At 71.5% G+C, this 26136-nt stretch carries 23 protein-coding genes; 9 read left to right on the forward strand and 14 right to left on the reverse strand.

The features are described 5' to 3' along the window. Positions 1–45: 45 nt before the first annotated feature. Positions 46–420, reverse strand: a complete 375-nt coding sequence (locus ACZ4TO_RS34350; RefSeq protein ID WP_382789402.1) for a GntR family transcriptional regulator — start codon at positions 418–420, stop codon at positions 46–48. A gap of 71 nt (positions 421–491) precedes the next feature. On the opposite strand from ACZ4TO_RS34350, the gene ACZ4TO_RS34355 reads away from it, so the two are divergent. Both ACZ4TO_RS34355 and ACZ4TO_RS34360 read left to right on the forward strand, forming a co-directional pair. Beyond that, positions 492–1421: a GNAT family N-acetyltransferase gene (locus ACZ4TO_RS34355; protein WP_468026253.1), complete on the forward strand. Its 930-nt coding sequence runs from the start codon at positions 492–494 to the stop codon at positions 1419–1421. Then, positions 1402–1902, forward strand: coding sequence for a ribonuclease FAU-1 family protein (locus tag ACZ4TO_RS34360; protein ID WP_468026254.1), 501 nt, complete (start codon positions 1402–1404; stop codon positions 1900–1902). Before ACZ4TO_RS34355 ends, ACZ4TO_RS34360 begins: the two co-directional genes overlap by 20 nt. A gap of 202 nt (positions 1903–2104) precedes the next feature. Here the strand turns inward: ACZ4TO_RS34360 and ACZ4TO_RS34365 are convergent, their stop codons facing one another. Further along, positions 2105–2728 carry a class I SAM-dependent methyltransferase gene (locus ACZ4TO_RS34365; RefSeq protein WP_468026288.1) on the reverse strand — a complete coding sequence of 208 codons (624 nt, stop codon included), beginning with the start codon at positions 2726–2728 and terminating at the stop codon, positions 2105–2107. Between the two features lie 217 nt (positions 2729–2945). Between ACZ4TO_RS34365 and ACZ4TO_RS34370 the strand changes: the two genes are divergently transcribed. Continuing rightward, positions 2946–3080, forward strand: coding sequence for a hypothetical protein (locus ACZ4TO_RS34370; protein ID WP_263974428.1), 135 nt, complete (start codon positions 2946–2948; stop codon positions 3078–3080). 150 nt (positions 3081–3230) lie between these two features. Here the strand turns inward: ACZ4TO_RS34370 and ACZ4TO_RS34375 are convergent, their stop codons facing one another. Continuing rightward, the gene (locus tag ACZ4TO_RS34375; protein WP_468026289.1) at positions 3231–3728 is read right to left on the reverse strand and encodes a GNAT family N-acetyltransferase; all 498 of its coding nucleotides are present in this window, start codon (positions 3726–3728) and stop codon (positions 3231–3233) included. Between the two features lie 287 nt (positions 3729–4015). Between ACZ4TO_RS34375 and ACZ4TO_RS34380 the strand changes: the two genes are divergently transcribed. After that, positions 4016–5161 (forward strand): hypothetical protein, encoded by a 1146-nt coding sequence (locus ACZ4TO_RS34380; RefSeq protein WP_468026255.1) that lies wholly within the window; start codon positions 4016–4018, stop codon positions 5159–5161. A 61-nt stretch (positions 5162–5222) separates the two neighbouring features. Here ACZ4TO_RS34380 and ACZ4TO_RS34385 read toward each other — a convergent pair whose 3' ends face one another. Beyond that, complete coding sequence (locus ACZ4TO_RS34385) at positions 5223–5768, reverse strand: NUDIX hydrolase (RefSeq protein WP_385042608.1); 546 nt, start codon at positions 5766–5768, stop codon at positions 5223–5225. Positions 5769–6271: 503 nt separating this feature from the next. On the opposite strand from ACZ4TO_RS34385, the gene ACZ4TO_RS34390 reads away from it, so the two are divergent. Next, entirely contained in the window at positions 6272–7318 is a 1047-nt protein-coding gene (locus ACZ4TO_RS34390; RefSeq protein WP_468026256.1) for a lytic polysaccharide monooxygenase auxiliary activity family 9 protein, read from the forward strand. A 157-nt stretch (positions 7319–7475) separates the two neighbouring features. Here the strand turns inward: ACZ4TO_RS34390 and ACZ4TO_RS34395 are convergent, their stop codons facing one another. Beyond that, positions 7476–8336: an esterase/lipase family protein gene (locus tag ACZ4TO_RS34395; protein ID WP_382789434.1), complete on the reverse strand. Its 861-nt coding sequence runs from the start codon at positions 8334–8336 to the stop codon at positions 7476–7478. 169 nt (positions 8337–8505) lie between these two features. Beyond that, positions 8506–8952: a MarR family winged helix-turn-helix transcriptional regulator gene (locus tag ACZ4TO_RS34400; protein ID WP_385042613.1), complete on the reverse strand. Its 447-nt coding sequence runs from the start codon at positions 8950–8952 to the stop codon at positions 8506–8508. 126 nt (positions 8953–9078) lie between these two features. Here ACZ4TO_RS34400 and ACZ4TO_RS34405 point away from each other — a divergent pair, with 126 nt between their 5' ends. Continuing rightward, on the forward strand, positions 9079–9453 hold the full coding sequence (locus ACZ4TO_RS34405) for a cupin domain-containing protein (protein WP_382789440.1): 375 nt from the start codon (positions 9079–9081) through the stop codon (positions 9451–9453). A gap of 12 nt (positions 9454–9465) precedes the next feature. Here the strand turns inward: ACZ4TO_RS34405 and ACZ4TO_RS34410 are convergent, their stop codons facing one another. From ACZ4TO_RS34410 to ACZ4TO_RS34435, 6 genes are all read right to left on the reverse strand, one after another. Next, on the reverse strand, positions 9466–10440 hold the full coding sequence (locus ACZ4TO_RS34410) for a DNA polymerase Y family protein (RefSeq protein WP_468026257.1): 975 nt from the start codon (positions 10438–10440) through the stop codon (positions 9466–9468). Beyond that, the gene (locus tag ACZ4TO_RS34415; RefSeq protein WP_468026258.1) at positions 10437–14153 is read right to left on the reverse strand and encodes a DNA polymerase III subunit alpha; all 3717 of its coding nucleotides are present in this window, start codon (positions 14151–14153) and stop codon (positions 10437–10439) included. The genes ACZ4TO_RS34410 and ACZ4TO_RS34415 overlap by 4 nt, the downstream gene beginning before the upstream one ends. Positions 14154–14450: 297 nt before the next feature. Then, positions 14451–15533, reverse strand: coding sequence for a S1 family peptidase (locus ACZ4TO_RS34420; protein WP_468026259.1), 1083 nt, complete (start codon positions 15531–15533; stop codon positions 14451–14453). Between the two features lie 637 nt (positions 15534–16170). Further along, a complete protein-coding gene (locus ACZ4TO_RS34425) occupies positions 16171–17070 on the reverse strand; it encodes a S1 family peptidase (protein ID WP_382789451.1) in 900 nt (299 codons plus the stop codon). A gap of 262 nt (positions 17071–17332) precedes the next feature. Continuing rightward, entirely contained in the window at positions 17333–18115 is a 783-nt protein-coding gene (locus ACZ4TO_RS34430; RefSeq protein ID WP_468026260.1) for a DUF1684 domain-containing protein, read from the reverse strand. A gap of 36 nt (positions 18116–18151) precedes the next feature. Further along, positions 18152–19420, reverse strand: coding sequence for a DUF5685 family protein (locus tag ACZ4TO_RS34435; protein WP_468026261.1), 1269 nt, complete (start codon positions 19418–19420; stop codon positions 18152–18154). 288 nt (positions 19421–19708) lie between these two features. Here ACZ4TO_RS34435 and ACZ4TO_RS34440 point away from each other — a divergent pair, with 288 nt between their 5' ends. Further along, positions 19709–20146 carry a cell division protein SepF gene (locus ACZ4TO_RS34440; protein WP_037628578.1) on the forward strand — a complete coding sequence of 146 codons (438 nt, stop codon included), beginning with the start codon at positions 19709–19711 and terminating at the stop codon, positions 20144–20146. Positions 20147–20197: 51 nt separating this feature from the next. On the opposite strand, the gene ACZ4TO_RS34445 is transcribed toward ACZ4TO_RS34440, so the two are convergent. Together ACZ4TO_RS34445 and ACZ4TO_RS34450 are read right to left on the reverse strand one after the other, a co-directional pair. Beyond that, positions 20198–21388, reverse strand: coding sequence for an acyl-CoA dehydrogenase family protein (locus tag ACZ4TO_RS34445; protein ID WP_382789457.1), 1191 nt, complete (start codon positions 21386–21388; stop codon positions 20198–20200). Between the two features lie 245 nt (positions 21389–21633). Next, the gene (locus tag ACZ4TO_RS34450; RefSeq protein WP_385042621.1) at positions 21634–23358 is read right to left on the reverse strand and encodes an MFS transporter; all 1725 of its coding nucleotides are present in this window, start codon (positions 23356–23358) and stop codon (positions 21634–21636) included. Between the two features lie 256 nt (positions 23359–23614). Between ACZ4TO_RS34450 and ACZ4TO_RS34455 the strand changes: the two genes are divergently transcribed. After that, the gene (locus tag ACZ4TO_RS34455; protein ID WP_468026262.1) at positions 23615–24793 is read left to right on the forward strand and encodes a glycosyltransferase family 39 protein; all 1179 of its coding nucleotides are present in this window, start codon (positions 23615–23617) and stop codon (positions 24791–24793) included. 251 nt (positions 24794–25044) lie between these two features. After that, positions 25045–26091 carry a phosphatase PAP2 family protein gene (locus tag ACZ4TO_RS34460; RefSeq protein ID WP_382789464.1) on the forward strand — a complete coding sequence of 349 codons (1047 nt, stop codon included), beginning with the start codon at positions 25045–25047 and terminating at the stop codon, positions 26089–26091. The last annotated feature ends 45 nt before the right edge of the window (positions 26092–26136 follow it).

A 26136-nucleotide genomic window follows, 5' to 3' on the forward strand; every position in this document is an offset into this window, starting at 1 on the left:
CCGAAGGCCGGAGGGCCGGGGCCCGGGGGACCCGAGGGAGGGTGGCTAGCCGGCGTCCTCGAAGGCTGCCCGCAGGGCGTCCCGTACGGCGGCCAGCGCGGTGTCCTCGGTCAGGCCGAGCCGGCGTGCGCGCTCCGCGTAGGCCTGCGCCGCCGACGCGGCCTCGCGGGACGCGGCGTCCCCGGCGGCGGCCACGAACGTACCGTTGCGGCCCCGTGTCTCGATCACCCCGTCCGACTCCAGCGCCCGGTACGCCTTGGCCACGGTGTTGGCCGCGAGACCGAGCGACTCGGCCAGCCCCCGTACCGTGGGCAGCTTGTAGCCGACCGGCAGCTCACCGGACCTGGCCTGCTCGGAAATCTGGGCGCGCACCTGCTCGTACGGCGCGGCCCCCTCTGCGATGCGGATCTTCAGGGTCACCCGGCGATTGTCCCGTACGCGCGCGAAAATGAGAGGCATCCGCCCACGGCGCCCGCGTAACGTGCGATCACATGACCGTGATCGTTCGCGAACTTCGGCACGACGACCCGGAGGACGCCGCGGGCTACGCGCGCGTCCGGCACCAGGCACTCCCGTTCATGCTCTTCACCCCCGAGTCCGTCGTCTACGACGTGGAGGGCGCCCACCCGGACTCCCACTACCGGCCGTTGCTGGCCGAGGAGGACGGTGAGCTGATCGGCACCGCGCAGGTGGGCCTCGTGTACGACAGCCCGGAGCCCGGCCAGGGGAACCTCAACATCTACGTGCACCCGGAACGGACGGGACGCGGGGCGGGTTCGCTGCTGGCCCGCACCGCCGAGGAGCGACTGGCCGCCCTGGGCGCGACCCGCCTGCACGCCTGGGTGCTGGACACGCCCGAGAACCGCGCCTTCGCCGAGAAGCGCGGCTATCGCGCCGCCCGCTCGGCGCACTTCCTCCGCCTCGACCTCGCGAACGGCACCCTGCCCCCGCTCCAGTCCCCGCCGGACGGTGTGGAGTTGCGTACCGGAGCGGACTTCGCCGACGACCCCCGGCCGCTGTTCAGGCTGGACGCGGAGACGCTTCTCGACGAACCGAGCGACATCGAGCGCGAGTTCACGGACTACGAGGCCTGGCTGACGGAGACCTGGAACCACCCTCTCCTGGACCGTGAACTCACGTCCGTCGCGCTCGTCGACGGACGCCCGGCGGCGTTCAGCGCGGCCCGCACCGACGGCGGCACCCGCTACGGCACCGTGATGACGGGCACCGCCCGCGCCTTCCGGGGCCGGGGTCTGGCCAAACTCGCCAAGAACCACTCCCTGCACCGGGCCCGCGCGGCGGGGTTCACGGAGGCTTTCACGGGCAACGACGCCGGCAACGGCCCGATGCTGGCGATCAACACATGGTTCGGCTATGAAATCTGCGCGACGGAGGTGAAGTATGTCCGTGACCTCGGCTGACACGCCCGGCACGTTGGAGATCGTACTCGTCAAGGCAGGCCGTACGAAGATCAGTTACCCGGCCGAGCTGCTCGCCGACGACGGCACCCGGGTGGTCGTCCGTGCCCCCTGGGCCGGGGACGGCATCCGCGACTTCGGCTTCGTGCAGTTCGAGAAGGGCGACATCTTCACCGAGTACTACTGGCGGGACCGCTGGTACTCGGTGAAGGAGGTCCGGGACGCCTCGGGTGAACGCAAGGGCTGGTACTGCGACATCACCCGCCCGGCCACCGTGTCCGGAGACCGGCTCGTCGTCGAGGACCTCGACCTCGACCTGTGGCGCTCGGCCGACGGCAGGGACGTACGGCGCCTGGACGAGGACGAGTTCGCGGAGAGCGGGCTGGCGAGCAGCGACCCGGCCGCCGCGGCCGCCGCCGAGAAGGCCCTGGACGACCTCGAACACCTCGCCCGCGAGGGCGGCTTCGAGGCCCTGCTCGCCTAGGGCCTGTCCGGGTGGGGTCCCCCTGCTCGAAGAGCTCGGGGGACCGTGCCAGGCGTCTCCGGCCGGCGAGGCCGTGCGTGCGAGGCCGTGCGTGCGAGACCGTGCGTGCGAGACCGTGCGTGCGGGCCCTAGGGCGGGCCCGCACGGCAGTGCCACCGGGCACGCCCTGGAGCCTGCCCGGTGACACTGCCCGACTCGGTGCTCAGAAGCGGGCCACCACCGCGTACCGCTCGTCCTCCACGTCCCGGCCCCACAGCCGCGCGTCGGCCGACAGCGGCTCCACCCGCAGGTCGGCGGGGTCGGACAGCAGCGGCCGGAGCAGGGCGGCCGTCCGCTCGGCGGATATGCCGACCGGGCTCAGGGTCCCCCACACGCCCTCGACGAGCACCAGCCGCCCTCCCGGGCGCAGCAGCCCGCGCCAGTGCCGCAGCACGCGCGCGGGATCGGGCAGCGTCCACAGCACATGGCGGCTGAGCAGGACGTCGAAGCGCTGCTCTCCGACGGGCGGCGCCACCGCGTCGCCGAGGAGGAAGACCGCGTCACGCCCGGCCAGCTTGGCGCGGGCCCGGTCGATCATGCCCGGGGCGAGATCGACGCCGGTGACGCTGTGGCCCTGCTCGGAGGCTATGAGCGACAGGCTGCCGGTGCCGCAGCCGACGTCGAGCAGATCGCCGGGCTTCTCGGGCAGCCAGTCGCGCAGCCGCGCAGCCCAGGCGGCGCGCACCTCGGGGTCGCGCAGCCCGTGGTCGGGCTCCTCGTCGAACGTGCCGGACTCCGCGTCCCAGTCGAAGTCCGCCCCTGCCTGCGTACCGCCGTCGCTCACCATGCGTTCCACGATGTCACCCACCACTGACAATCGGCCTCGGCCTGCGCGGTCGGTCCGTGGACAGGCCGCGGGCGGCCCATGCGGGGCCATGGGGGGGCGATGGGGGACCCGTTGGGTGACGGCCGCCACAGACAGATCGCGACCGATGAGGAACTCTCCCCGAAAGGGTCTACCTCCGTACAACCGCGGAATCCGGTAGACGCCCGAGGAGGCAGCCATGCGCCGTGTGACCGTGCAGAAGCCCCTGAGGAAGTCGGACTCCCGCCGTGTGCGGGACGAGCCCGACGAGCGCCCCGCCGAGCGCCCGGAGGTCCGGAAGGACATCGCGCGCACCTGGTGGCCGGACGGCTGAGCCACCGTGCCGTGGCCGGCGCGCGTGCGGCCGGATCGCGGTGGACTCCCCTCCCCCGGGGCGCTCACGACCGGATGACGGTGGACTCTCGCAGACCGCTCACGACCGGTCCGGTCAGCCGCTCGCGGCCGTTGCGGTCCGGTCGGCCGCTCACGACGGGTCCGGTCCGGTCAGCCGCTTGCGGTAGTGGATCCGGTCGTACGGCCCGTCGGCGCGCCGCTCGGCGACCTCGTACCCGTACCTCGGGTAGATCTTCTGGTTCTCCCACATCATCGCGTTGGTGTAGAGCCTGATCTCGTCCAGCCCGAGCGCCCGCGCGTGTGCCTCGACGAAGCGCAGCAGCCGGCCTCCGATGCCCTGACCGTGGGCATCGGGCCGGACCGCGACGATGTCGAGGTAAAGATGGTGCGGGCGTTCCTCGACGACCACGAGTCCGAGCACGGGCTCCCCCGTGACGAACACCCGCCCCGCGGCCACGTTCGCCGCGTGGTCGGCTTCCATCGGCACCGGAACGAGCCCGATGCGCTCCACGTAGGGCTGGAAGGCGGCGTCGATCACTGCCTTCACGACGGGCACGTCGGCGGCGCGGGCCGGCCGTACCCCGAACCCCTCGCCCGTGTCCCCGGATTCGCCCGGCGTCCGCGCCATGCCCGCACCCACCTGCCCACCTGCCCACTTGATCGCCGTCACGTACGCCCCCTTGTACACCGAACGCCGCCGCGACGCTGCGCCGCCGAGAGCCCTGGAGGCGGCGCGCCGGAGCCGATACCGTCGCCGCGAAGACCGCGAGCGTGCCTTTCTCGGGCACGCCCGAAAACACCACTGTCGGAGGAAGAGTGTCTCCTGCTGCGGGAAACAGCACCCATGTCTTTCTGAGCGAGACGGAACATCATGGCGGCGCTGTCACCGACCCTGGAGGATTACGGGCGCGGATAGTGCAGAACGCCCTCTTCGCCGAGCGGTTGGTCGTCACCGATTCCCAGGTGCTCCTCAACGTGGCATTGCGTTCACTCCTCGACGGGCGGACCCCGTCGACCCGCGAATGGCGCGCGGATCTCGCCGAATTGATCAGTTCGGGCATGCTGGTCGTCGTGCGCCGCGACGCGGCGGGTTCCTTTCGTGAGATCCGGGACGACCATGAGGCGCGCGGTGTGGGCGATGTCCCGACCGAGGAATACGCCGAGCTCATGGACGAGATCACCGAAGGGCACATCACCCCGTACTCGGTGGACAAGGTCAGCGAGCGCTTCAAGCGCAGGACGGAGGACCGTCTGACCGAGCTGATCGGGCCGCCCGACGACTCCTATGCCCGGACCCTGCGTGCCGCGGTGGAATGGATCCACGGCCAGGATCCGCTGTACTACAACTCCCTGCGCCGATGGATCGAGGAGCGGCGAACGGCTCACCGGGAGAGCTCCGAGGTCGCGCTGGCGGCTGTCGAGCGGTCGGCGAACTGGGCCTACAGGACCTCCTTGCCCGCCGAACTGGAGATACCCGTGGCATGGGGCGCCCAGCGCACGCCGTCCACGGTCGCGCTGCAAGGGGACGCTCCCCGAGGCGACTTGACCCTGCCCGGCTATGTACTGAACCCCTATGTGCTGGCACGCCTCCCCGCGGGCGTGGTCAACGAAGCCGTCGGGCTGGAATCCCGGAAAGTGGTCGTCGATCAGTTCGCGAAGGCTCACGGCGGCCGACCGGTGGACACCGACGCGCTGAGGGACGGCGTCGAGGACTTCTGCATGCACCTCCAGGAAGCCGCGGTCGCCGCTTTCCGTGGCCTCGACGCCGACGCCCTGGTCGCTGTCCGGGACGAGCGGGTCACGGCCAGGCTCCACGTCTCGGCGTCGTCCGTCGCCACCGGGTCGCTCGACACCCTGATCGGATTGATCAGTTCCGGCTTCAGCCCCGCCTCGCTCATGCTGAATCTGCTCTCCATGCCCTTCGACATCGCCCAGGACAAGAAGGAGAGGAAACTGAAGCGGGAATCCGAGCGGCTCAAGAACGCCTGGCGGCTGGAGAAGCAGCTCCCCGAGCACGAGAAGCTGCTGCGGATCGTCAGCCCGACGGAACCTCCCGAATGAGATGAACGGCCGCCAAGGCATGCCAGGCGTCGCCGGGCGGGCGGGAATTGTCAGGCAGGCCCTAGGACTCCCGTGGCCACGCGAGTGCGGCGGCGGCGATGGTGATCGCGCACCGTACTCGCTGGTCCGCGAAGGCGGTCAGCAACTCGGAGGAGCTGAACCAGACCGGTTCCTCCACCGATTCCATGACGTCCGGTGACCGCTTCCCGAATTCCGGGCCCTCCACGAAGGCCTCGACCACCTCGATGGGAGACTCGATCAGGCCGGTCTCCGCGTAGAGCGCGCCCAGTCGCTTGGTGGTGGCCGCGGTCAGACCGGTCTCCTCGTTCAGTTCCCGGACCGCGGCTTCCTCGGCCGACTCACCTGGCTCCCGGCCTCCTCGCGGGAATTCCCAGGACAGTTCGCCGATCGGATAGCGAAACGCGGGAACGAGCGCGACGGTGTCGGCCCACCGGGGCACGACGACGACACCCGGCGTCGACCACGCCCACCGCAGATAGCGCCCCGGTTTTCCCTCCGGAGAGACGACGGCATCGTCGTACAGGCTCCCGTAGGCGTTCCGGTACACCTCGACGGCCTCTTGCCTGCGGATACGACGTGGTTGCATCGACGGCCTCCGAGAACGGATTCATCAGGCGACATCACGCTACAGCGGGTGAGCACGCCCGAAGCGGGGGAAGGCCGAGGGATCGACCTACTCCCGAAGCGGGGAAAGGTCGAGGGAACGGCCTTCCTCGACGACTTGTTGACCGACGCTCGTATACAGGTCCATCACCACCTGCGTCTGACGGTGGAGTGGCGGGAACGGCCCCCACGGGCCGACGGCCCTTGGGAGCCAACCGAGGCGTCCGACGACGGACGAGCGTGGACCACCACGGACAGCGGCAGCGCTCGGCAGCAGTTCAACGCGGCCTCCCCAACCCCCCTTCCTCAGCCCCCCGTTAGCCCCGCCTTAAAGCCACCATAAGGATCTCCCCCACCCGGCTTCAGCAGGCGATTTCGCGGTTTCTTGGGGCTAGTTTTCTGATCACCCCCCACGGGATCCCCCCGCACGCGGCGTCGTGCGGGGCTCGCTCACCCCACGCATCTGGACCGTTCGAGGAGTTCCCCATGTCCGTACGCCGCAAGGCCCTCGGTGTCGCCGTCGTCGGTGTCGTACCGCTCGCCCTGTCCGCGCTGGCCGCGGTGCCCGCCTCGGCGCACGGGTCGATGGGGGACCCGGTGAGCCGGGTGTCCCAGTGTTACGCGGAAGGGCCGGAGAACCCCAGGTCGGACGCCTGCAAGGCGGCTGTCGCGGCGGGGGGCACGCAGGCGCTCTACGACTGGAACGGCATCCGCATCGGCGACGCGAACGGGCGGCACCAGGAGCTGATCCCGGACGGCAAGCTGTGCAGCGCCGGCAACGAAGAGTTCAAGGGGCTCGACCTGGCGCGCTCCGACTGGCCCGCGACGGGCGTGAGCGCCGGCTCGTACACCTTCAAGTACCGGGTGACCGCACCCCACAAGGGCACGTTCAAGGTGTACATCACGAAGGCGGGCTACGACCCCTCGCGGCCGCTGGGCTGGGGCGATCTCGACCTGGCGCATCCGGTCGCGACGGCCACGGACCCGGTGGCCTCGGGCGGCTTCTACACGTTCTCCGGCAGCCTGCCGGAGCGCTCGGGCAAGCAGCTCCTGTACGCGGTCTGGCAGCGCTCGGACAGCCCGGAGGCCTTCTACTCCTGCTCCGACGTGGCGTTCGGCGGCGCGAGCGGCGGCAAGGGCACCGGCGGCGGCGCTCCCGCGCCGAGCGCCTCGGCGCCCTCCGAGAAGCAGATCGAGGACGGCAGCGACGAGTCGACCGTGGAGCACCACGGCCACGGCGACGACGACGCCGCCACGTCGGCGGAGCCGACCCCGGGCACCGGCACCACCAAGGCGGCCGGGGGCACTTCCGGTGGGGCCGAGGACGCGTCGGCGGCGGGCACCGATTCCGCGGACGTCCCGGACGACCGGCCGGAGGCCGCCGGTTCGCCCCGGAGCCTCGCCGAGACCGGTGGCGACGCCTCCACCTCGTACATCGCGATCGGCGGTGCCGCCGCGCTCGCGCTCGGTGCCGCGGCGCTGTTCGCCTCCGTGCGGCGGCGCGCGACGCCGGGCGGCCGGCGCGGGCGCTGACCGCGGACGACTCCGGGGGCTGACCGGCGGCTCAGGCCGGACAGCCCCCGGCGGCGTGGCCCGCCGTCCGCGTTCCGCAGGGGGGAACGCGGACGGACGGACGGTCACGCCGGGGCGCTCGGGCGGACCGTCATGGACGAGTGGTCCGCCGAGCCTGTCAGCTGAAGACCGAGGCGCAGTTGGTGGTGGTCGCGTGCGCCGGGTCGAGCGCGTTCGCCACCTCGTGGTACGCGATCCGGTCGAAGATCCCGATGGCCACGTGCTCGGAGAGGTCGAGCCCGCACAGGTTCTGCAACAGGACGTTGTGGACGTCGGATCCGCTCAGGAACCCGGAGCTGTACGGCGTGACCACCTCGTCGTACTTGGTGGCGATGACCGTGTAGTGGACGCCGGGGACGGTGTCGCCGCCCTCGTTGAGCTTGGTCATGAACGCCGAACCGGCGATCTGGTCCGCGAGTCCCGGGGTCGCCGTGGTCAGCAGGTCCTCCGCGCCCGGGAAGTACGGGAGCAGTTTGGTGAGTCCGTTGAGGGTCGTGCCGTGGTTGTCGGGGGCGAGACCGACGAGGGCGTTCACCTTGGCGGCTCCGCCGAGGAACTTGAGGTAGTAGCGGGGCATCATGCCGCCCTGCGAGTGGCCCACCACGTCGACCTTGGCGGTGCCGGTCGCGGCGAGGACCTTGTCGACGAAGACCTGGAGCTGTGCGGCCGACTTGTCGATGGGGCCGAGACCGTTGAACAGGGGGACGCCGGGCAGTTGCCCGTAGTCGAGGGAGAAGACGCAGTACCCGCGGCTGGTCAGGTAGGGGGCGAGGGCCAGCCAGTTGTCGACGGAGTTCCCGAAGGTGCCGTGGACGAGGACGACGGGGCGGGGGTGCGTGGTGGAGGGCTTGCAGGAGTAGTTGTTCCAGCCACTGCTGGGGGCGGAATCAGCTTGTGCTGTGGCAGCGGGGACGACCGCGACCGTGGCGGTCAGGATCAGCGCGGCCAGGGGTCTGAGCACTCGCTTCCAGGGCAGCATCGGGTGATCTCCTTGCGGCTCAAGGGAGTTGTGGGGGTGTACGCCCAGTGATCCGGATCACGAGGATGCTGTTCACTCGTCAAGTTACGGTCGAGTAGCAGACGTGTGAAGTTACGCGTCAGTAAAAACTTTCAGTGATAACCAGGCGGCCGCCGACGGTGACCGAGCGTCACCAGGCGGGCCTGATGGGACCGTAGGGCGCGATGCTCGCCAAACGCGTGCACAACGCGCGCATTTCACCCTCCCCCAGCACTTCGGCCCACGCCCGTACGGCGTCCGCGGCCGCCTCTTCCGCCGCCCGGGTGCAGGCCCATCCGAGTTCGGTGAGCACGAGGAGCCGGGCCCGCGCGTCGTCGGGGTGCGGCCGCCGCTCCACGTACCCCTTGCGGACGAGCTCCTCGACGAGCTGACTGGCGGCCTGCTTGGTGACCCCCAGATGGGCCGCGACCTCGGTGACGGTCGCCCCGCCCGGCGCGAGCCGCGCGAAGGCGAAGCCGTGCGCGGGCCGCACCCCCTCGAACCCCCGGGCGACCACACCCTCGTGAATACGTTGCGTGAGCTCGCCGGCGGCGGCGAGCAGGGCGGCGGACAGGGCCATGGCCTCGGAGTTCTGCACGCACGCATTCAAACACCCTTGACTATTCGGTCAAGCTGCTTGACCATCTTCCTGGAGCAAGTAGTCAAGCAGATTGACCATATTCCGAGCCCTTGGCCGGACACCCCGCCGATTCCGGAGGCACCCGTGCCCGTCGTCCGTTCGTCCGAAGCCGTGGTCCACGAGGTCCACGGCGCCCGTTTCACCTCGTACGCCGCTCCCCGCAGCGGCAGCAAGGAGCTGTGCGCCTGGCGCGCGGAGATCCCCGCGGGGCATCAGGCCCCCGTGCACACCGTCAACCGCGAGGAGATCTTCCATCTCCTCTCCGGGGAACTGCTGGTCACCCTCGACGGCCGCACCGAGCGGATCACCGCGGGGGACACCGTGATCATCACGCCGGGCGCGGTCCTCGGCATCGAGAACCCGACCCAGGAGGCCGCGCTCTCCTGGGTCACCACGTCCATCGGCCTCCGCGCGGAGCTGGCCGACGGCACGACCCTCACCCCGCCCTGGGCCAACTAGGGCCCGGGGCTCCTACGCGGCCAGCGTCCCCGGGCCGATCACGTGCGGGCCGAACCGCGCCCGCGCCCGGTCGGCGACCTCCTCGATGCGGCGGACCTTCTCGTCGACCGGGTCGAAGGTGAGCTGGTGGGAGGCCTGTTCCGCGGAGGTCAGCCCCTCGGCGCGCAGGGCGATCACACGGACCCTGGCGCGCTGGAGGCCGAGCGCCTCGTACATGCGGTACGCGGTGCCGGTCAGCGTCGGGGAGTGGGCGGTCGCCTCCTTGAGGGTGCGGCCGCGGGTGGTCGCGGAGCGGTCGGCGTACCGCACGGTGAGGGTCAGCGTGCGGCAGACCTTCTCCAGGGAGCGCAGCCGGCTGCCGAGCTCCTCGGTCACGGAGAGCAACGCCCGGCGGTGCTGGACCGGATCCAACTCGTCGCTCCGGAAGGCTCGTTCGGCGGCCAGAGAGCGCGAGGTGGCGTTCGGCACGACCCGGCCGCGGTCGATGCCGGACGCCTTCTCGCGCAGTTCGCGGCCGGGCCGGGCACCGGTGAGACGCTGAAGGGTGGACAGGGGCGCGGCCGCGACCTTGCCGATGGTGTCGAGGCCGTACTCGCACAGGGTGCGCGCGGTGGCACCGCCGACGCCGGGCAGCGCGGCGACGGGCCGGTCGGCGAGGAACTCCGCGACGGCGTCCGGCTCTTCGGGCACCACCCGGGGCACGCCGGGCACGGCGTCCCGCAGTGCCATCCGCGCCAGCATCGGTCCGGGCCCGGCGCCGATCACGCAGTCGATCCCGTGCAGGGCGAGGGTCCGCACCCGGATGAGCGAGGCGAACTCGACGGTGCCGCGCCCGAAGTACCGCTCGGCACCCCGCAGATCGAGCAGGGCGCCGTCGGGTGGCAGCGCCTCGACGACAGGGGTGAACTCCTCCAGGACGCCGAGGAGTCGGGGCAGGGCGGCCTCGTACATCGGAGGCAGCTTGAAACGTACGCAGAGGATGGTCATCCCGCACTCCCCGGGCTCTGGTGCCACAACTTCTTTCCACCCGCGGGCCCTTCGCCCGCGGGACGCAGATCGGCCCAGGGGTGCATCTCGTACCCCGTGGGCATCCGGATCGTCCGGCCCCCGGACCGGCCGCCGTCAGCGGACCGGCCACCGTCACCGGACGGACCGCCATCGCCGGACGGGCCGCCGTCGCCCGACGGTCCCGGCCGCCGCGATCCCCGCGGACCGCCCGGCTCACCCGGAGCGCTCGACTCCCCCGGTCCGTCCGGCTCCCCCGGCTTCCGCGGCGCGGGTTCGGCCAGTCGCGCCGCCACCACGTCGAGGCCGCCCTCGGCGCGCAGCTCGGCCAGTTCGGCGAGGTTCCAGGCCGCCGCGCCCACCACGCTGAGGCTGCGCGGGCCGCGGCGCTGCACCACTCCGCGCACGAGCAGCAGCCAGGAGTGGAAGACCGTGTGGGCGCAGGCGTCGTGGGAGTCGTCGAAGAAGGCGAGGTCGACCAGGCCCGTCCCGTCGTCCAGCGTGCTGAAGATGACCCGCTTGCCGGAGCGGATCGGCGGGGTCTGGGTGGCCGCCTTGGCGCCCGCGACCAGGACCGTCTCCCCGTGCCGCGCCTCGCGCAGCCGACGTGCCGTGACGACGCCCAGCTCCCCCAGGAACGCACGGTGGTCGTCCATCAGGTTCCGCGAGGCGTCCATCGAGAGCACGCCCAGTTCGGCGCTCAGCCGCTCCGCCGAGGACAGGTCGGGCAGCCCGGCCGAGGCGGTGTTCCGCCCTCCGGCCAGCGGGAGTTGGCCGCCGCCGGCGCCCCGTGAGCCGCGGTGCAGTTCGGTCAAGTGGAGTTGCAGATCACGGCGGTTGGCACCGAACGCGTCCAGCGCGCCGACCTGTGCGAGCCGTTGGGCGAGCGGTCGGCTCGGCCGGGCCCGTTCCCAGAAGTCGAGCAGCGAGGCGTACGGCTGTCCGTCCGCGATGCGCGCCGCCTCGGCCTCGCTGATGCCGTGCACGTCGGAGAGCGCCAGCCGGACACCCCAGCGACCGCCGGAACCACCGGCCCCGGCACCGGACCGAGACTCCAGCCCCGACCCGGACTCCGACCTCGACTCCGCCCCCGCCCCGGCCTCAGCCCCGGCCTCCATCCCAATCGCAGACCCAGCCCTGGACTCCACCCCAGCTCCAGACCCCGACCCCGACCCCGCCCCTGAATCAGACACCAGTTCGATCCGATGAGCGACCGCCGACCGGTTCACGTCCAGCGGCAGGATCGGCACCCCGCGCCGCCGCGCGTCCGCCAGCAGCAGTCGCTTCGGGTACATCCCGGGGTCGTGCGTGAGCAGCCCCGCGTAGAAGGCGGCCGGATGATGGGCCTTCAGCCACGCGGACTGATACGTCGGGACGGCGAAGGCGACGGCGTGCGCCTTGCAGAAGCCGTACGACCCGAAGGCCTCGACGATCTCCCAGGTGCGCGCGACGGTCTCGGCGTCGTACCCCTTCGCCGCCGCGTGCTGGGCGAACCAGAACCGGATGCGCCCCTGCGACTCGGGGTCGGAGAGCCCGCGCCGCACCCGGTCCGCCTCGTCACGGCCGCAGCCGGTCATGATGTCGACGATGTCGATGATCTGCTCGTGGAAGACGACGACCCCGTACGTCTCCCTCAGCGGCTCCTCCAGGTCGGGGTGCGGGTAGCGGACCGGCGCCCGGCCGTGCCGCGCCTCGATGAACGGCCGCACCATGTCGGCGGCGACCGGCCCCGGCCGGAAGAGCGAGATGTCGACGACGAGGTCGTGGAAGGTCGCGGGCTGAAGCCGTCCGACCAGGTCGCGCTGGCCCGGCGACTCGATCTGGAAGCAGCCCAGCGTCTCGGTGGACCGGATCAGCCGGTACGTCGCCGGGTCGCCCGGTGCCACCGCGTCGATGTCCGGCCGGTCCCCCGTGGCCCGCTCCACCTCGGCCACCGCGTGCGCCATCGCGGACTGCATCCGCACGCCCAGCACGTCGAGCTTGAGCAGCCCGAGGTCCTCGACGTCCTCCTTGTCGAACTGCGACATCGGCAGGCCCTCGCCGCTGGTCGGCACGACCGGCGTACGGGCGAGCAGGGAGGCGTCGGAGAGGAGCACCCCGCACGGGTGCATGGCGATACCGCGCGGGAGGGCGTCGAGGGATTCGACGAGGTCCCACAGCTTGCCGTATCTGTCCTTCTCCCTCGCCAGCTCGCGCAGTTCGGGGAGTTCCTCCATGGCCGCGCGGGCGTCACGGGCCCGGATGTGCGGGAAGGCCTTGGCGATCCGGTCGATCTCGGCCGGGTCCAGCGAGAGGGCGGCGCCGACATCGCGCACGGCGTGCCGGACGCGGTAGGTCTCGGGCATGGAGACGGTCGCGACGCGCTCGGTGCCGAACCGGCCGATGATCGCGCGGTAGACCTCGATACGGCGCGCGGACTCCACGTCGATGTCGATGTCGGGCAGCACCGGGCGGCGCTTGGACAGGAAGCGTTCCATCAGCAGCCGGTGTTCGACGGGGTCCGCGTGCGCGATGCCGAGGAGGTGGTTGACCAGGGAGCCGGCCCCCGAGCCGCGCGCCGCGACCCGGATGCCCATCTCCCGTATGTCGTCCACCACCTGAGCGACCGTCAGGAAGTAGGAGGCGAAGTTGTGGTGGGCGATGATGTCCAGCTCGTGGTGCATCCGCTCCCAGTACGCGCGCCGGCCGGCGTAGCCGCGCCGCACCATGCCCGCCGCCGCGCGGGAGGCGAGGACGCGCTGGGCGGTGCGCCGGTCCGCGCCGACGAGCCGCGGTTCGGGGAAGTGCACGCCGCCGATGCCGAGGTCGTCCTCGGGGTCGACACGGCAGGCGGCCGCGGTGGCCCGGGTCTGTTCGAGCAGCCGGTGCGCGGTGTCACGGCGGTAGCCCGCCGCCTCGACGATCCGTTCGGCGGCGGCCAGCATGACGGCCTCGTCCTTGAGCCATGCCTCGCCGGAGTCCAGCTCGCGGCGGGGGTCGACGGGGACGAGCCGGCGGGCCGCGTCCAGGACGTCGGCGACCGGGCCGAGGCCGGCGTCGGCGTACCGGACGGCGTTGCTGAGCACGGGACGCACCCGCTGCTCGGCGGCGAAGCCGACCGTGCGGGCGGCCAGGCGCAGGGAGCCGGGGCCGGTGCCCTGACGGCCGTGCCAGACGGCTTCGAGGCGCAGGGCGTCACCGTAGATCTCCCGCCAGGGCGTGAGCAGCGCCGCCGCGCGGTCGGGGCGGCCCGCGGCGAGTGCGCGGCCGACATCGGAGCCGGGGCCGAGCAGTACGGTCAGGCCTTCGGCGTGGTTGTCGGACCAGGGCAGCAGCGGGGGCCCGTCCGCCTTGCCGCCCGCATGCGTCGCCGTGACGATTCTGCAGAGGTCGGCCCAGCCGGCGGCTCCGTCCCGGGCGAGGAAGGTCGCCCGGGGTGTCGATTCGTCGATGAAGGCACCGCCGCGCACCGGGGTGCGGCGCCGTTCCCCTCGTACGGGTTCCCCGACCGCCAGGTCCACGCCGAACAGCGGGCGGACGCCCGCCTTCGCGCAGGCCTTGGCGAACCGGACCGAGCCCGCGAGGGTGTCCCGGTCGGTGAGCGCGAGGGCGTCCATGCCCCGCTCTGCGGCGCGCTCGGCGAGGCGCTCCGGGTGCGAGGCCCCGTAGCGCAGGGAGAACCCGGAGGCGGTGTGCAGATGCGTGAATCCCGGCACGCACACCTCCCGACCTGTGAGCCTTCATGGCTCTCGAACACTTGTTCCCAGTTACCTCACCCCCACCATAGACCAATTCTCGAACACTTGTGCTACATCTGCTCGGACCTGCTCCCACCTGCGCGAACACCGGACGACACGGACCGCGGGGCGGCCGGGCGGGGCGCCGGCGCCGGTACCCCTCCGGCATGGGGCTTCCGGGCCGGGAAACCCAAGAGCCCCGCTCCCGCGACATGCGCGGGAGCGGGGCTCCGCCTCCCCGGGGGTGGCCTGACCGGGAAGGCCGGACCGGGAAGGTCAGCCGATCTGGGCCCCGAAGGCCGAGAGCGCCTCGGTCACCGGCTGGAAGAACGTCTCGCCGCCCGCGGTGCAGTCACCGCTGCCGCCGGAGGTGAGGCCGATGGCGGTGTCGCCGGAGAAGAGCGAGCCGCCGCTGTCGCCGGGCTCCGCGCAGACGTCGGTCTGGATGAGACCGTTGACGACGTCGCCGTTGCCGTAGTTCACGGTGGCGTCCAGGCCCTTGACCGTGCCGTCGTGCACATGGGTGGTGGAGCCGCTGCGGGTCACCTTCATGCCGACGGTGGCGTCGCCCGCCTTGGTGATGGCCTGCGTGGAGCCGTTGTAGAGGTCGACCTCGCTCGGGTGGTCCGTGGTCGCCGTGTACTTGACCAGGCCGAAGTCGTTGTCGGGGAAGCTGGACTGCTCGTTCGTGCCGATCTCCTTGCCGTCGGAGTCCGACCAGGTGGAGATCTCCGCGGTGCAGTGCCCGGCGGTGATGAAGTACGGCTGCCCGCCCTTGACCACGTTGAAGCCGAGCGAGCAGCGCCCGCCGGAACCGCTGATGGCGTCGCCGCCGGCGATGAACGGTTTGAACTCTCCCTGTGTGCGCTTGAGTTCGGCCTTGGCCCCGAGTCCGTCGACGACCTTGGTGAGTCTGGCCCACTCGGCGTCGGAGACCGTGCGGTCGGCGGTGACGACGACCTGGTTGGTCTCCGGGTCGGTGGCCCAGGACGTACCGGGGATGGTCGCGTCCTTCTTGAGCGTGGTGCGGGCACCGGCCAGCTCGGCGAGGGAGTTCTCGACGATCCTGGCCTTGGCGCCGGCGGCCGTGACGGTCTCGGCCGCGGCCTGGTCGAGCACGTTGACGACGAGGTGCCGGGACTTCGCGTCGTAATACGTTCCCGCGGCGTCGGTGCCCAGGTCCTCGCCGAGGGCCGAGGCGAGCTTTCCGGCCGCCGTGACGGAGAGGGTGTGCGGCGCGGGGCTCTTCGGGACCTCGCTCGCGTTCGCAGTCTGGAAGGTGACGCCGGCGACGATCAGCGCGGTGACGCCCGCACCCGTCATGAGGGCATGCCTCTTCGATACGCGTCGGTGCTTCAACTCACGTCCTCCTGTGGGGGGTCGGTCCGGGCGGTTGTGGGGACCTCCGGGACCTGAAGGCGTACGGCATGGGCCCTGAGCACGGTGGAAAAGTCCGTACCGTCGCGTCCATGCCAGTTGTTCCTCGACCCACTATTCCGAGACGCACAGGGAACACACAAGGTCGACTTCAGGACTCCTGTACGACAACAGCCGTACGTGTCCTACGTCTTGACCGCGCATGGTCACGCCCACGGATTCGCACCGCAAACACTGAGCCTCCATCACACCGTCACGATCGGGGGACCTGGGCCTGTCTTGATATCGCCCCCGGACGGAGTGATCCCAAGAGGGCCCGCCCGCACATCGGTTGCTTCCGCACCGGTTGCTCCGCCCGGCGGACCGCCCGGACGCGGGTCGGTCCGCGCGCTCCAGCCGATCGCCGGGCCGTCGGTCATCGGCTCCTGCCCCCGGTCGGGCAGCGCGCGCTCCGCGGGCGGACTCGCCGGGACAAGGACGAGCCCCCGCACGCCGGTTGCGTGCGGGGGCTCGCTCTTGGGTCCTTCTGCCATGGGTCCGGTCGCGCGGAATCCGTGGGGGGTGCCGGTCCTGTCGGCCGAGGGTCGACGAACGGCCGGTCCGTCGCGCGACCGGACGGTCAGCCGACGCTCACGCCGTAGTAGCTGAGCGCCTCGGTGACCGGCTGGAAGAAGGTCGTACCGCCGGAGGTGCAGTTGCCACTGCCTCCGGAGGTCAGGCCGTAGGCCACACTGCCGCCGTACAGGGGACCGCCGCTGTCTCCGCCCTCGGCGCAGACCGTGGTCTGGATCATGCCGTAGACGACGTCACCACTGCCGTAGTTGACCGTGGCGTTCAGCGCGGTGACGCGGCCGCTGTGCGTACCGGTGGTCGAGCCTCGCCGGTAGACCGTCGTGCCCACGCTGGGCGTGGCCGCGCTGCTGATCGTCTGGCTGCCGACCGCGCTCGGGTGCGCGACCGAGGTGTTGGTGTAGCGGACCAGCGCGAAGTCGTTGGTCGGGAAGCTGTAGCTGACGTTCGTGCCCAGCTTCGTGGTCTGGCCCGAGTTGGAGTACCAGGTGGAGGCGACCTCACCGCAGTGGCCGGCGGTCAGGAAGTAGTAGGTGCTCCCGCTGTGCACGTTGAAGCCGAGCGAACAGCGGTAGCCGCCGCCGTAGATGGCGTCGCCGCCGCTGATGAGCTTCTTGAAGGTGCCGGGGGTGTGCTTGATCGTGAGCGCCGCCGCGTTGCCGCCGGCGTCCCGCTTGATCTTCGCGATCTCCGCCTTGGAGACCGTGCTGTCGACGGTGACGACCACGCGGTTCGTCTTGGCGTCGACCGCCCAGGCGGTGCCCGCGACATCGGACGTGAGTACCGACTGCCTGACGCTGCTGAGCTGGGTGGCGCTGAACGTCTGGGCGTCGGACGCGTTCGCGCTGGGGACCGCGAACGCTGCGGCGGCCACGAGTCCGGTGGAAACGGCGATCAGCCGGCTCCGTCTCGCGATGCCACCACGGGGGGTTGTGCGCTTGATCCTCACGTTTCATTCCTCCGAAGGGAAGTAAGGGGCCCCATGTCGTGGGGTCGGGGCCCGTGAGGCGCAGCCGGGAGCCGCCCGTCCGGATTCCGAACAAGCCATGCCCCTGACAAGCGCTGAGGGGGAGTATTCGGCTGCGCGGCCGACAGGCGCAAGGGCGCCTTTCGGCCGTGCAGCGTTCAACTTGCCCTCATACGGAGGAGGTTGATCATCGGACCACTGAAGACGCCGGATTCCCCCCGAGTCCTCGGGAGCCCCGGGGGCCTCAGCTCAGTCGGCGCTCCCCGGCCGCGACGGCCACGCGCAGCGTATTTCCGGGCGGCGGGAACGGGCAGACGAAATGATCCGCGAACGCGCACGGCGGAAGCACGGTCCGGTTGAAGTCCACCGTCGTCCACCCCTCGGCGTCGGGCGCCGCGGGTCGCAGGAACCGGAAGCGGTAACTGCCGTCCCCGCTGGTGGTGTCGGCGAGGACGGCCCACAGCGTGCCGTCGCTCTCCACCGACACCTGGAGGGTGAGGTCCTGCCCGTCCAGGGTGAAGGCGAGGACGCCGCCGAGGGCGAGCCCGCGCGTCACACCGTCGGCGTTCTCGACCCGCACGGTGCGGCCCTCGCCGTACGGGGTGAAGTGTCCGGGCACCGCCCAGCGCTCGTCGTAGGGGGTCGCCTCGATACCCACGAAGGCTTTCCGGGTGGGCGCGTCGGGATCGTAGACCCGTACGCCCCAGATCCCCTCGCGCACCAGGACGACGAACCGCCGCTCCCCGCGCGCGACCCGGGCTCCGCCGGCTCCTCCGTAGTCGGCGTCCAGCACGATGTCGCCGGTGAAGGGCTCGCCGTCGACCGTGAGCCCCTCCTCGGCCACCGCCGTCAGGACCACTTGGTCGCCCTTGAGCGCCCAATGCCCGGGAGTGTCCGGAAGTCGCCCTTCCGGATAGTCCTCGATCCAGTGGGTCCCGATGAGCGCGAGCGGCCCGTACGGCGCCGACACCGTCGCCACACGGTGCTCCTGCCAGTGCTTCCAGTCCTCGGATGCGTCCGTCGTCATGTGATCAACTTTTTCACACCGGCACGGCCGGGCTTCTCACAACCCGCAGTCGCAGCACGAGCAGCACTCACAGCACTCGCAGCACTGACACGCCTCGCAGCAACCGCAGTCGCAGTCGCAGTCGCTCAGGCACCCTTCGCGCTTCTTGCGCGACCACGGACCCTCGTACTCGTCGGCGCAGCACATCTTGCAGGTGCAGCACAGCCCGACGGCCGCGGCGCAGCCGGCCCAGAATCCGCGCTTGCCCGGGGCGGGGGGCTGGAAGGACGGCCCGCCACCGAAGGGGTTGCCGCCGCCGGTGTACGGATTCCCGCCGTGCTGGGGCGGCGGCCCGAAGGAACCCTCGGGGGCGAGCAGGACGGCGGAGCCCGGCCCGCCGAGGAGAGGGCCCGCGCCGGAGCCGAGGGAGCCGTGCGGTCCGTGCGCCCCATCCGCGGTGTGCCCGCATCCCGACGTCCCGAACGCGCGGTCCACCGAGCGGCCCAGTTCGTGGACGAGCAGCACGTGCGCGAGTCTGCCGTCGGTGAACTCGGCCTCGCGCAGGGCGAGCCGTATCCCGTGCAGGGCGTCGTCGGCGAGCCTGCGGGCCTCGGTGAGCGGGGTACCGGTGGCGGTGAGGGGGTTCCAGGCTCCTGACGCGGCGTCTGACTCCCTGTCCTCCACGGCGTCCAGCAGATGCGCGAGCCGCCCGAAGAGCCGTCCGGCCTCGGCCAGCGGAGCGGCGTTGCCGGGGCGGCCGGCGAGGACGGCGGTGTGCGCGAAGGCGGCGGCGGTGGCGGTCTCGGTGGGTTCCGTGACCGTCAGCAACGGCGTTCCCGGCCCGGCGAGCGCCTCGATCCCGAGCTGCCGGTCCACCGCGTCGACGAGCACGGCCGTGTCGAAGCCGACGGCGCTTCCCGTTCGCGCCCCGGCCCTGCCCCAGCTCGTGGCCACCCGGCGCGCGGCCAGCGCGACCGGCCTGCGCGCCAGGAGCCCGTCCCCGTCGGCGACATGGTCACGGACCTTCGCCGAGGCGAGGACCAGCGAGACGGCGGCGGCGAGCCGCGCGCCCTCGCCCTGCGCGACGGACGCGGTCCGCATGCCCCGCAGCGGACAGGGGCCCGCGGTGCGCCGCCATCCCGTCGCCTTCTCGGCCTGAGCCTCCGTCAGAACCGATATCAGCAGGCCGTCGTAGTTGGTGACCACCCGCGCGAACTGGCCGTGGTCCCCGCGCAGCGCGAGACAGAGCCCGCACAGATGCGCCATCCATTGCGTCTTGAGCCCTTCACCGAGCCGGTGGCTGCAGGGCCTCACGATTCCGAACACGACACTCCCCCGTGACCCGTACGACATTGCGGTCGGGCATCGTATCGACCCTCCCGTTCACCCGTACGCCCCGCTCGTCACCCGGTCGCCGCGAGAAATCATATTTCACTCTCAGTCAGCAGCCTTACCCCGTACGACCCTTGGGGGGCGCGGGCTCTCGACGGATCCGCTGTGCACCAGTACCGTCACGAAACCCCCACGCGGCGTCTATCCACTTGGCGCGACATCCGCATCATGGACGACCATGGGGATGCGGAGCACGAAAGACCGCTGTGAGAGGAGGCGTCCATGGGATCGGTGCGCAAGGCGAGTGCCTGGCTTGGCCTCGTCGACGACAACGATGACGAGCGTTACTACGACGACGACTACGCCGAGGGTCAGGACTCCGGCGACGCCTGGGTCACCGACCCTCGCGTGAAGGTTGCTTCCGAGACGGCGGAGGAGAAGGGCCGCCGGATCGGCACGGTCACCCCGGACAGCTTCCGGGACGCACGCGGTATCGGCGAACTCTTCCGGGACGGCGTCCCGGTCATCATCAACCTCACGTCCATGGAGGCCGCCGACGCCAAGCGCGTGGTGGACTTCGCGGCCGGCCTGACCTTCGGCCTGCGCGGCACCATCGAGCGGGTGGCGACCCGGGTCTTCCTGCTGACCCCGGCGCACACGGAGATCGTCAGCGGCGAGGCCGCGGGCCGTCAGACGGACGGCTTCTTCAACCAGAGCTGAGGCAGGGCCGCTCACCGGCCCTGCCTCACCGGGGCTTCACCGGCGGGTTCTTCACCGGAAGGCGTCGAGCCCGGTGAGCGCCTTGCCCAGCACGAGCTGATGCATCTCGACGGTGCCCTCGTAGGTGAGCACCGACTCCAGGTTCGTGGCGTGCCGCATGACGGGGTATTCCAGCGAGATCCCGTTGGCACCGAGGATCGTGCGCGAGGTACGGCAGATCTCGATGGCCTCGCGCACGTTGTTGAGCTTGCCGAAGCTGATCTGCTCGGGGCGCAGCCGTCCCGCGTCCATGCGGCGGCCCAGGTGATGGGCGAGCAGGATGCCCTTGTGCAGTTCGACGGCCATGTCGGCGAGTTTGGCCTGGGTGAGCTGGAAGCCGCCGATGGGGCGTCCGAACTGCTCACGCGTCCGCGCGTAGGCGAGGGCGGACTCGAAGCTGGACCGTGCCGCGCCCATGGCGCCCCACACGATCCCGTACCGCGCGTGCGAGAGGCAGCCGAGCGGGCCCTTGAGGCCGACGACGTCGGGCAGGACGGCGTCGGCCGGCAGCCGTACGTCGTCGAGGACGAGCTCGCTGGTCACGCTCGCCCGCAGGGACCACTTGTGCTTGATCTCGGGGGCGGAGAACCCGGGCACGTCGGTGGGCACGACGAATCCGCGGATGCCGTCGTCGGTCTGCGCCCAGACGACGGCGACACCGGCGACGGAACCGTTGGTGATCCACATCTTGCGGCCGTTCAGGACCCAGTCCCCGCCGTCGCGCTTGGCGTGGGTGCGCATGGAGGCGGGGTCGGAGCCGTGGTCGGGCTCGGTCAGTCCGAAGCATCCGATGATCTCGCCGGAGGCCATGCGGGGCAGCCAGGTCTGCTTCTGCTCCTCGCTGCCGAACCGGTGGATGGCGTACATGGCCAGGGAGCCCTGCACCGAGACGAGCGAGCGGATCCCGGAGTCGGCCGCCTCGAGTTCCAGACAGGCGAGGCCGTACTGCACGGCGCTGGCGCCGGCGCATCCGTACCCCTGGAGCGACATGCCGAGGGCGCCGATCCCGCCGAGTTCGCGTGCCAGCTCCCGGATGCCGGGGAGCTCGCCCTTCTCGTACCACTCGGCGACGTACGGCAGCACCCGGTCCGCGGCCCAGGCCCGCACGGTGTCACGGACGGCCAGGTCCTCCGCGTCCAGCAGGTCGTCGATCCCGAGTGGGTCGGCGGGGTCGAAGGACGGCAGCTTCGAGGACGCGGACATACGACAGCCTCCGGCAGGGTGATAACTAGCACCGCTAGTCAAGGATCTCGGCCCGACGTTACGACGCGGCGTCCCGCAAGTCCAGGCCACTTCCCGCGCGGCTCCGGCCCGGCCCGGTCCGGCGATTCCCGTCACCCGGCCCTGGGGCGGGTCCGGTGAGTCCCGCCTGTCCGGCGACGCCCTGGGTCGTGCCCGCGAAGTACTCGCCTGCCCGGCGACGCCTGGCTCGCCCGGCCGGCGTCGCCCTAGGCGGAGACGCGGGTCTCGGAGACCTCGGGAAGCGCGGGTGCGCCGGGGGGCCGGGGCACTCCGGGCACCTCCCGGATCTTGGGGATCTCGGAGCTCCCGGGGGTCCGGGTGGTCTCGGGGATCTCGCGGGGCTCGGCGACATCCCGGGGGGCCGGGATCCCGGCGGTACCCGCCGCGGGGGCCCCGCAGTCCATGACGCGCGGCAGCCGCAGGGCCATCACGGCGCCGAGGAGCAGCAGGCCGGCGCTCACCAGCAGCGTCACGTGCAGTCCGTGCACGAAGGAGTCCCGGGCGGCGTGCCGCAGGGCTCGGCCGGACGCGCCTCCGAGGCGGTCGGCGACCTGGTACGCCTCGCCCAGCGAGTGTCCCGCCGCCGCCGAGTCGGCCGCGCCGACGCCGGGGACGGACGACAGCCCGGGCGCGTACGCCGCGTTCATCACGCTTCCCAGCAGCGCGATCCCGATCCCGGCGCCCAGTTGGTAGGAGGTCTCGCCGATCGCCGCGGCGCCGCCCGACTGCGCCTGCGGCGCCTCGCTCAGCATGGACTCGTACGCCCCGAACAGGGTGGTCTCCAGGCCGAAGCCGAGCAGGACGAAGCCGAAGAGCAGCAGTCCGGTGTCGTCGTCGCCGCCCATGGCGGTGAGGGTGACCACGGCGGCCGCGGTGAGACAGAACCCGAAGGACACCATCGCGCGCGGCCCGAACCGGCGCAGCAGCTTCGCGCCCGCGAGACCGGCGGCCATCGCCGCGATGGTGAGCGGCAGCAGCCGCAGCCCGGTCTGCAGGGGGGAGAGGCCGAGTACGAGCTGGAGGTACTGCGCGGCGATCAGTTCCAGGCCCACCAGCGCGAGCATCGCGAGGACGATGCACCCCACCGACGTGCTGAAGGCCGGACGCGCGAACATGCGCAGGTCGACCAGGGGATGCGCGCGCCGCCGCTGGCGCCGTACGAAGACGGCCATCAGCACGGAGCCGACGAGCAGTGATCCGAGGGTGAGGGGGCCGAAGGGCGCCTCACCGCCGCCGAGACGCTTCACGCCGAGGACGATTCCGAACAGGCCGGCGGCGGCCATGAGCGCGCCGACGACGTCCCAGGGACCGTCGCGGTCGCCGTGGGACTCGGGCAGCAGCAGCCGCCCGACCGGAAGGCTGATGATCATCAGCGGGATGTTGACGAGGAAGACCGAGCCCCACCAGAAGTGTTCGAGGAGGAACCCGCCGAGGAGCGGTCCGACCGCCGCGCCGACGGCGGCGACGGCGCTCCAGATGCCGATCGCGAGCGCCCGCTCGCGCCGGTCGGGGAAGACCTCGCGCAGGATCGACAGCGTGGCGGGCATGATCATCGCGCCGCCGATGCCGAGCAGGGCACGGGCGCCTATCAGGAGCTGTGCGTTCCCGGAGAAGGCCGCGATGCCCGAGGCGACCCCGAAGAGGGTGTACCCGAGGAGGAGGACGCGTCTGCGGCCGATCCGGTCACCGAGCGTGCCGAAGAGGATGAGGAGCGAGGCGCAGACGAGGGGATAGACGTCGACGATCCAGAGCAGTTCTATCGCGCCGGGCTTCAGGTCCTCGGTGACGGCGGGTACCGCGACGTGGAGAACGGTGGCGTCGAGGGCGACCAGCAGCAGGCTGACGCACAGGACGACGAGAACGACCCAGCGGTTGGCACCGGCTCCGGTCTCCCGACGGCATCGCGCAGCGGCCGTGGTCGTCCCGGACATGTACGTACCTCCAGAGGTTCCCTCGCGTTCTGCGGATCCGCAGGGTGGGGACTCCCTGGGGCTGCGGCCCGGAGAGCGGAGTCTCGGGCCCACGCAGCAAAGGCGAGTGAGCCGTCAGCGTACGACAGTTCTCGCCCGGGTCACGTGGCGGACCTCTCACGTTCGCCGGCCGGGTGTGTGGCGTACGCCACGCCGCTCACCCCTGGTCACGCCCCGCGCGGCCCGCCGGTTCCGCCCTGTGCCGATAATCGGGCCCGTGACCGATTCCGAGAGCCCCGCCGCGACGACCTTCGCGGGCGCCCTGCGCCGCGCCGCGCCCGCCCTCCTCGGGTACGCGGCGGTCCGCGCCCTCGGCCTCGTCACGCTCGCCGTGTGGAGCGCGGCGAACGGCGAGGGCGCCCACCGGCTGCTGTCGGGGCGCTGGGACTCGCTCTGGTACACGAGGGTCGCCGAGCTCGGCTACGGCTACGAGGTCCGCCTCCCGAACGGTGACGTGCACGCGAATCTGGCGTTCTTCCCGCTGCTGCCCTGGCTGGAGCGGATCGTCCACGCGGTGACCCCGCTGTCGTACGCGGACGCCGGCCTGCTGGTCTCCGCGGTGGCCTCGCTCGCCGCGGCCTGGGGGATCTTCGCGGTCGCCGACCACGTCCACGGCCGCCGGGCGGGGGTCTGCGCGGTGCTGGTGTGGGCGGTCCTGCCCGTCGGCGTCGTGCAGTCGATGGCGTACAGCGAGTCACTGTTCACCGCGCTCGCCGCGTGGTCGCTGTACGCGGTGCTGACCGGCCGCTGGCTGACCGCGGGGCTGCTCGCCGCGTTCGCCGGACTGACGCGGCCGGTGGGAGTCGCGGTGGTCGCGGCCCTGTGGGTGGCGGCGATTACGTCGTTCGTGGGAGAACGACGGCGTGGCGGAAGCACGCCCCGGACGGACGGCGCGCGTCCCTGGCGACGCGCCCTCGCCATGATCATCGCGCCGCTCGGAGCCGCCGGTTACGTGCTGTGGGTGGGGCATCGCACGGGCAAGGGCCCGCTCGGCTATCTCGATGTCCAGGCGGGGTGGCGCAACGGCTTCGACGGCGGGTACGCGTTCGGGCGCTTCGTGGCGGAGAAGTTCACCTCGTTCCCGTCCGCGCTCGCCGGTGCCGCCCTGGTCGCCGGGGTGGTGCTGATCCTGTCGCTCTACGTGACCTGTGTGCGCCAGGGTCAGCCGCCGGCGCTCCTGGTCTACACGGGAATCGTCGTCGCGCTCGCCCTGTGCGCGTCGAGCTACTTCGGCTCGAAGCCACGCCTGCTGCTGCCCGCCTTCCCTCTCCTGTTCCCTCCGGCCGGGGCGCTGGCACGGCTGCGTACGTCCAGGTCAGCGCTGGTCCTCGGGGGCGTCGCGGTGGCCTCGGCGGCCTACGGGGCCTTCTGGCTGAACGGCTCGGGACCCCCCTGACCCGCCCCGCGGCGCCCCACGCGGGAGCGGTGAGCGGGCGGCGAATTCCACGCCATCATTCGGTGAACGAATATAAAAGTGCCATAAACTCGAAGACCCTCGGCGATCAATGGAATTGAAGGCTCCGGGGTGCCGGGATTAGCGATTCATTAGAATTAAGCATGATCCTGAGAGGAATCCCACATCACATCGTCATCACAAACCGAGTGATTCGGCCTGGAACGCAGCTCACTCGCTGTAACGTCGATTGAGTGCGTACCGAACGAAACCTCACCCGTCTGGACCGGGTCTTCGCCCGGCTGGACCGTGAGCCGGAACGACCGGCCCACATCGATGTGCCGAAGATGAGTCGGCACAGGGTTGTCCTCTTCGCGGCGACCCTGGCCTTCTACCTGGCGATCGTGTGGGCCGTGGCGATCACGTCGTGGCTGGTCCGGTTCGACTGGCAGGTCATGTTCTTCCGGCCCTACCAGCAGTGGCCGGAGATCCACGCGTTCCTGGACTACTACGTGGTACTCGGCCAGCGCGGCCCCACCGCGGTGATGGTCGCCGCGTGGCTCGGCTGGCGCTCCTGGCGTCAGCACACCCTGCGCCCGCTGCTCACGCTGGGCGCGTCGCTGCTGCTGCTCAACATCACGGTGGGCGCCGCGAAGCTCGGCATGGGCCGTCTCGGCCCGCACTACGCCATCACCATCGGCTCGAACGAGATGGGCCTGGGCGGCGATATATTTCCTTCGGGCCACACCGCCAACGCCGTCGTGACCTGGGGAATCCTGGCCTATCTGGCGTCGACCCCGAGAGCCCGACGCTGGCTCTCGGCGCTGTCCGCCGTGACCTCGCTGGGCGTCGGCCTCACCACCGTCTACCTGGGTACGCACTGGCTGAGCGACGTCCTGCTGGGCTGGGCCGCGGGCCTGCTGATCCTGCTGGCGCTGCCCTGGTGCGAGCCCCTGATCGCCCGCTCCGAGGCCGGGATCTTCGCGCTGCGCGATCTGTGGCGCACCCGTCGTGGCCGCACCGCGCCCACGCCCGCCCCGGTTCCCGCTCCGGTCCCCGCGCCGGTCATGTCCCCGCGGGCCGCCGCGGTGGACAGCGAGATGCCGGCCCGCGGGGCCGTCGCCTCCCGTCCGCCCAGATCCCCCGTCCACCTGGCCCCGGGCCCGCACACCGCCCGCTCGGAGCGCACGCCGGTGACACCGGCGGGCAGCCGCCGTCCGGCCCACCCGGACCGCCCGCCGCATCCGGACCGTCCGACACGCGCGACCGCGGCGACGGCCCGCCCGCTGACCGGCGGCTGAGGACCGCGGGGCCGGTACGCACAGCCTCTCCCCGCACGACGAAGG

It is taken from the genome of Streptomyces sp. NPDC028298, assembly GCF_055565895.1.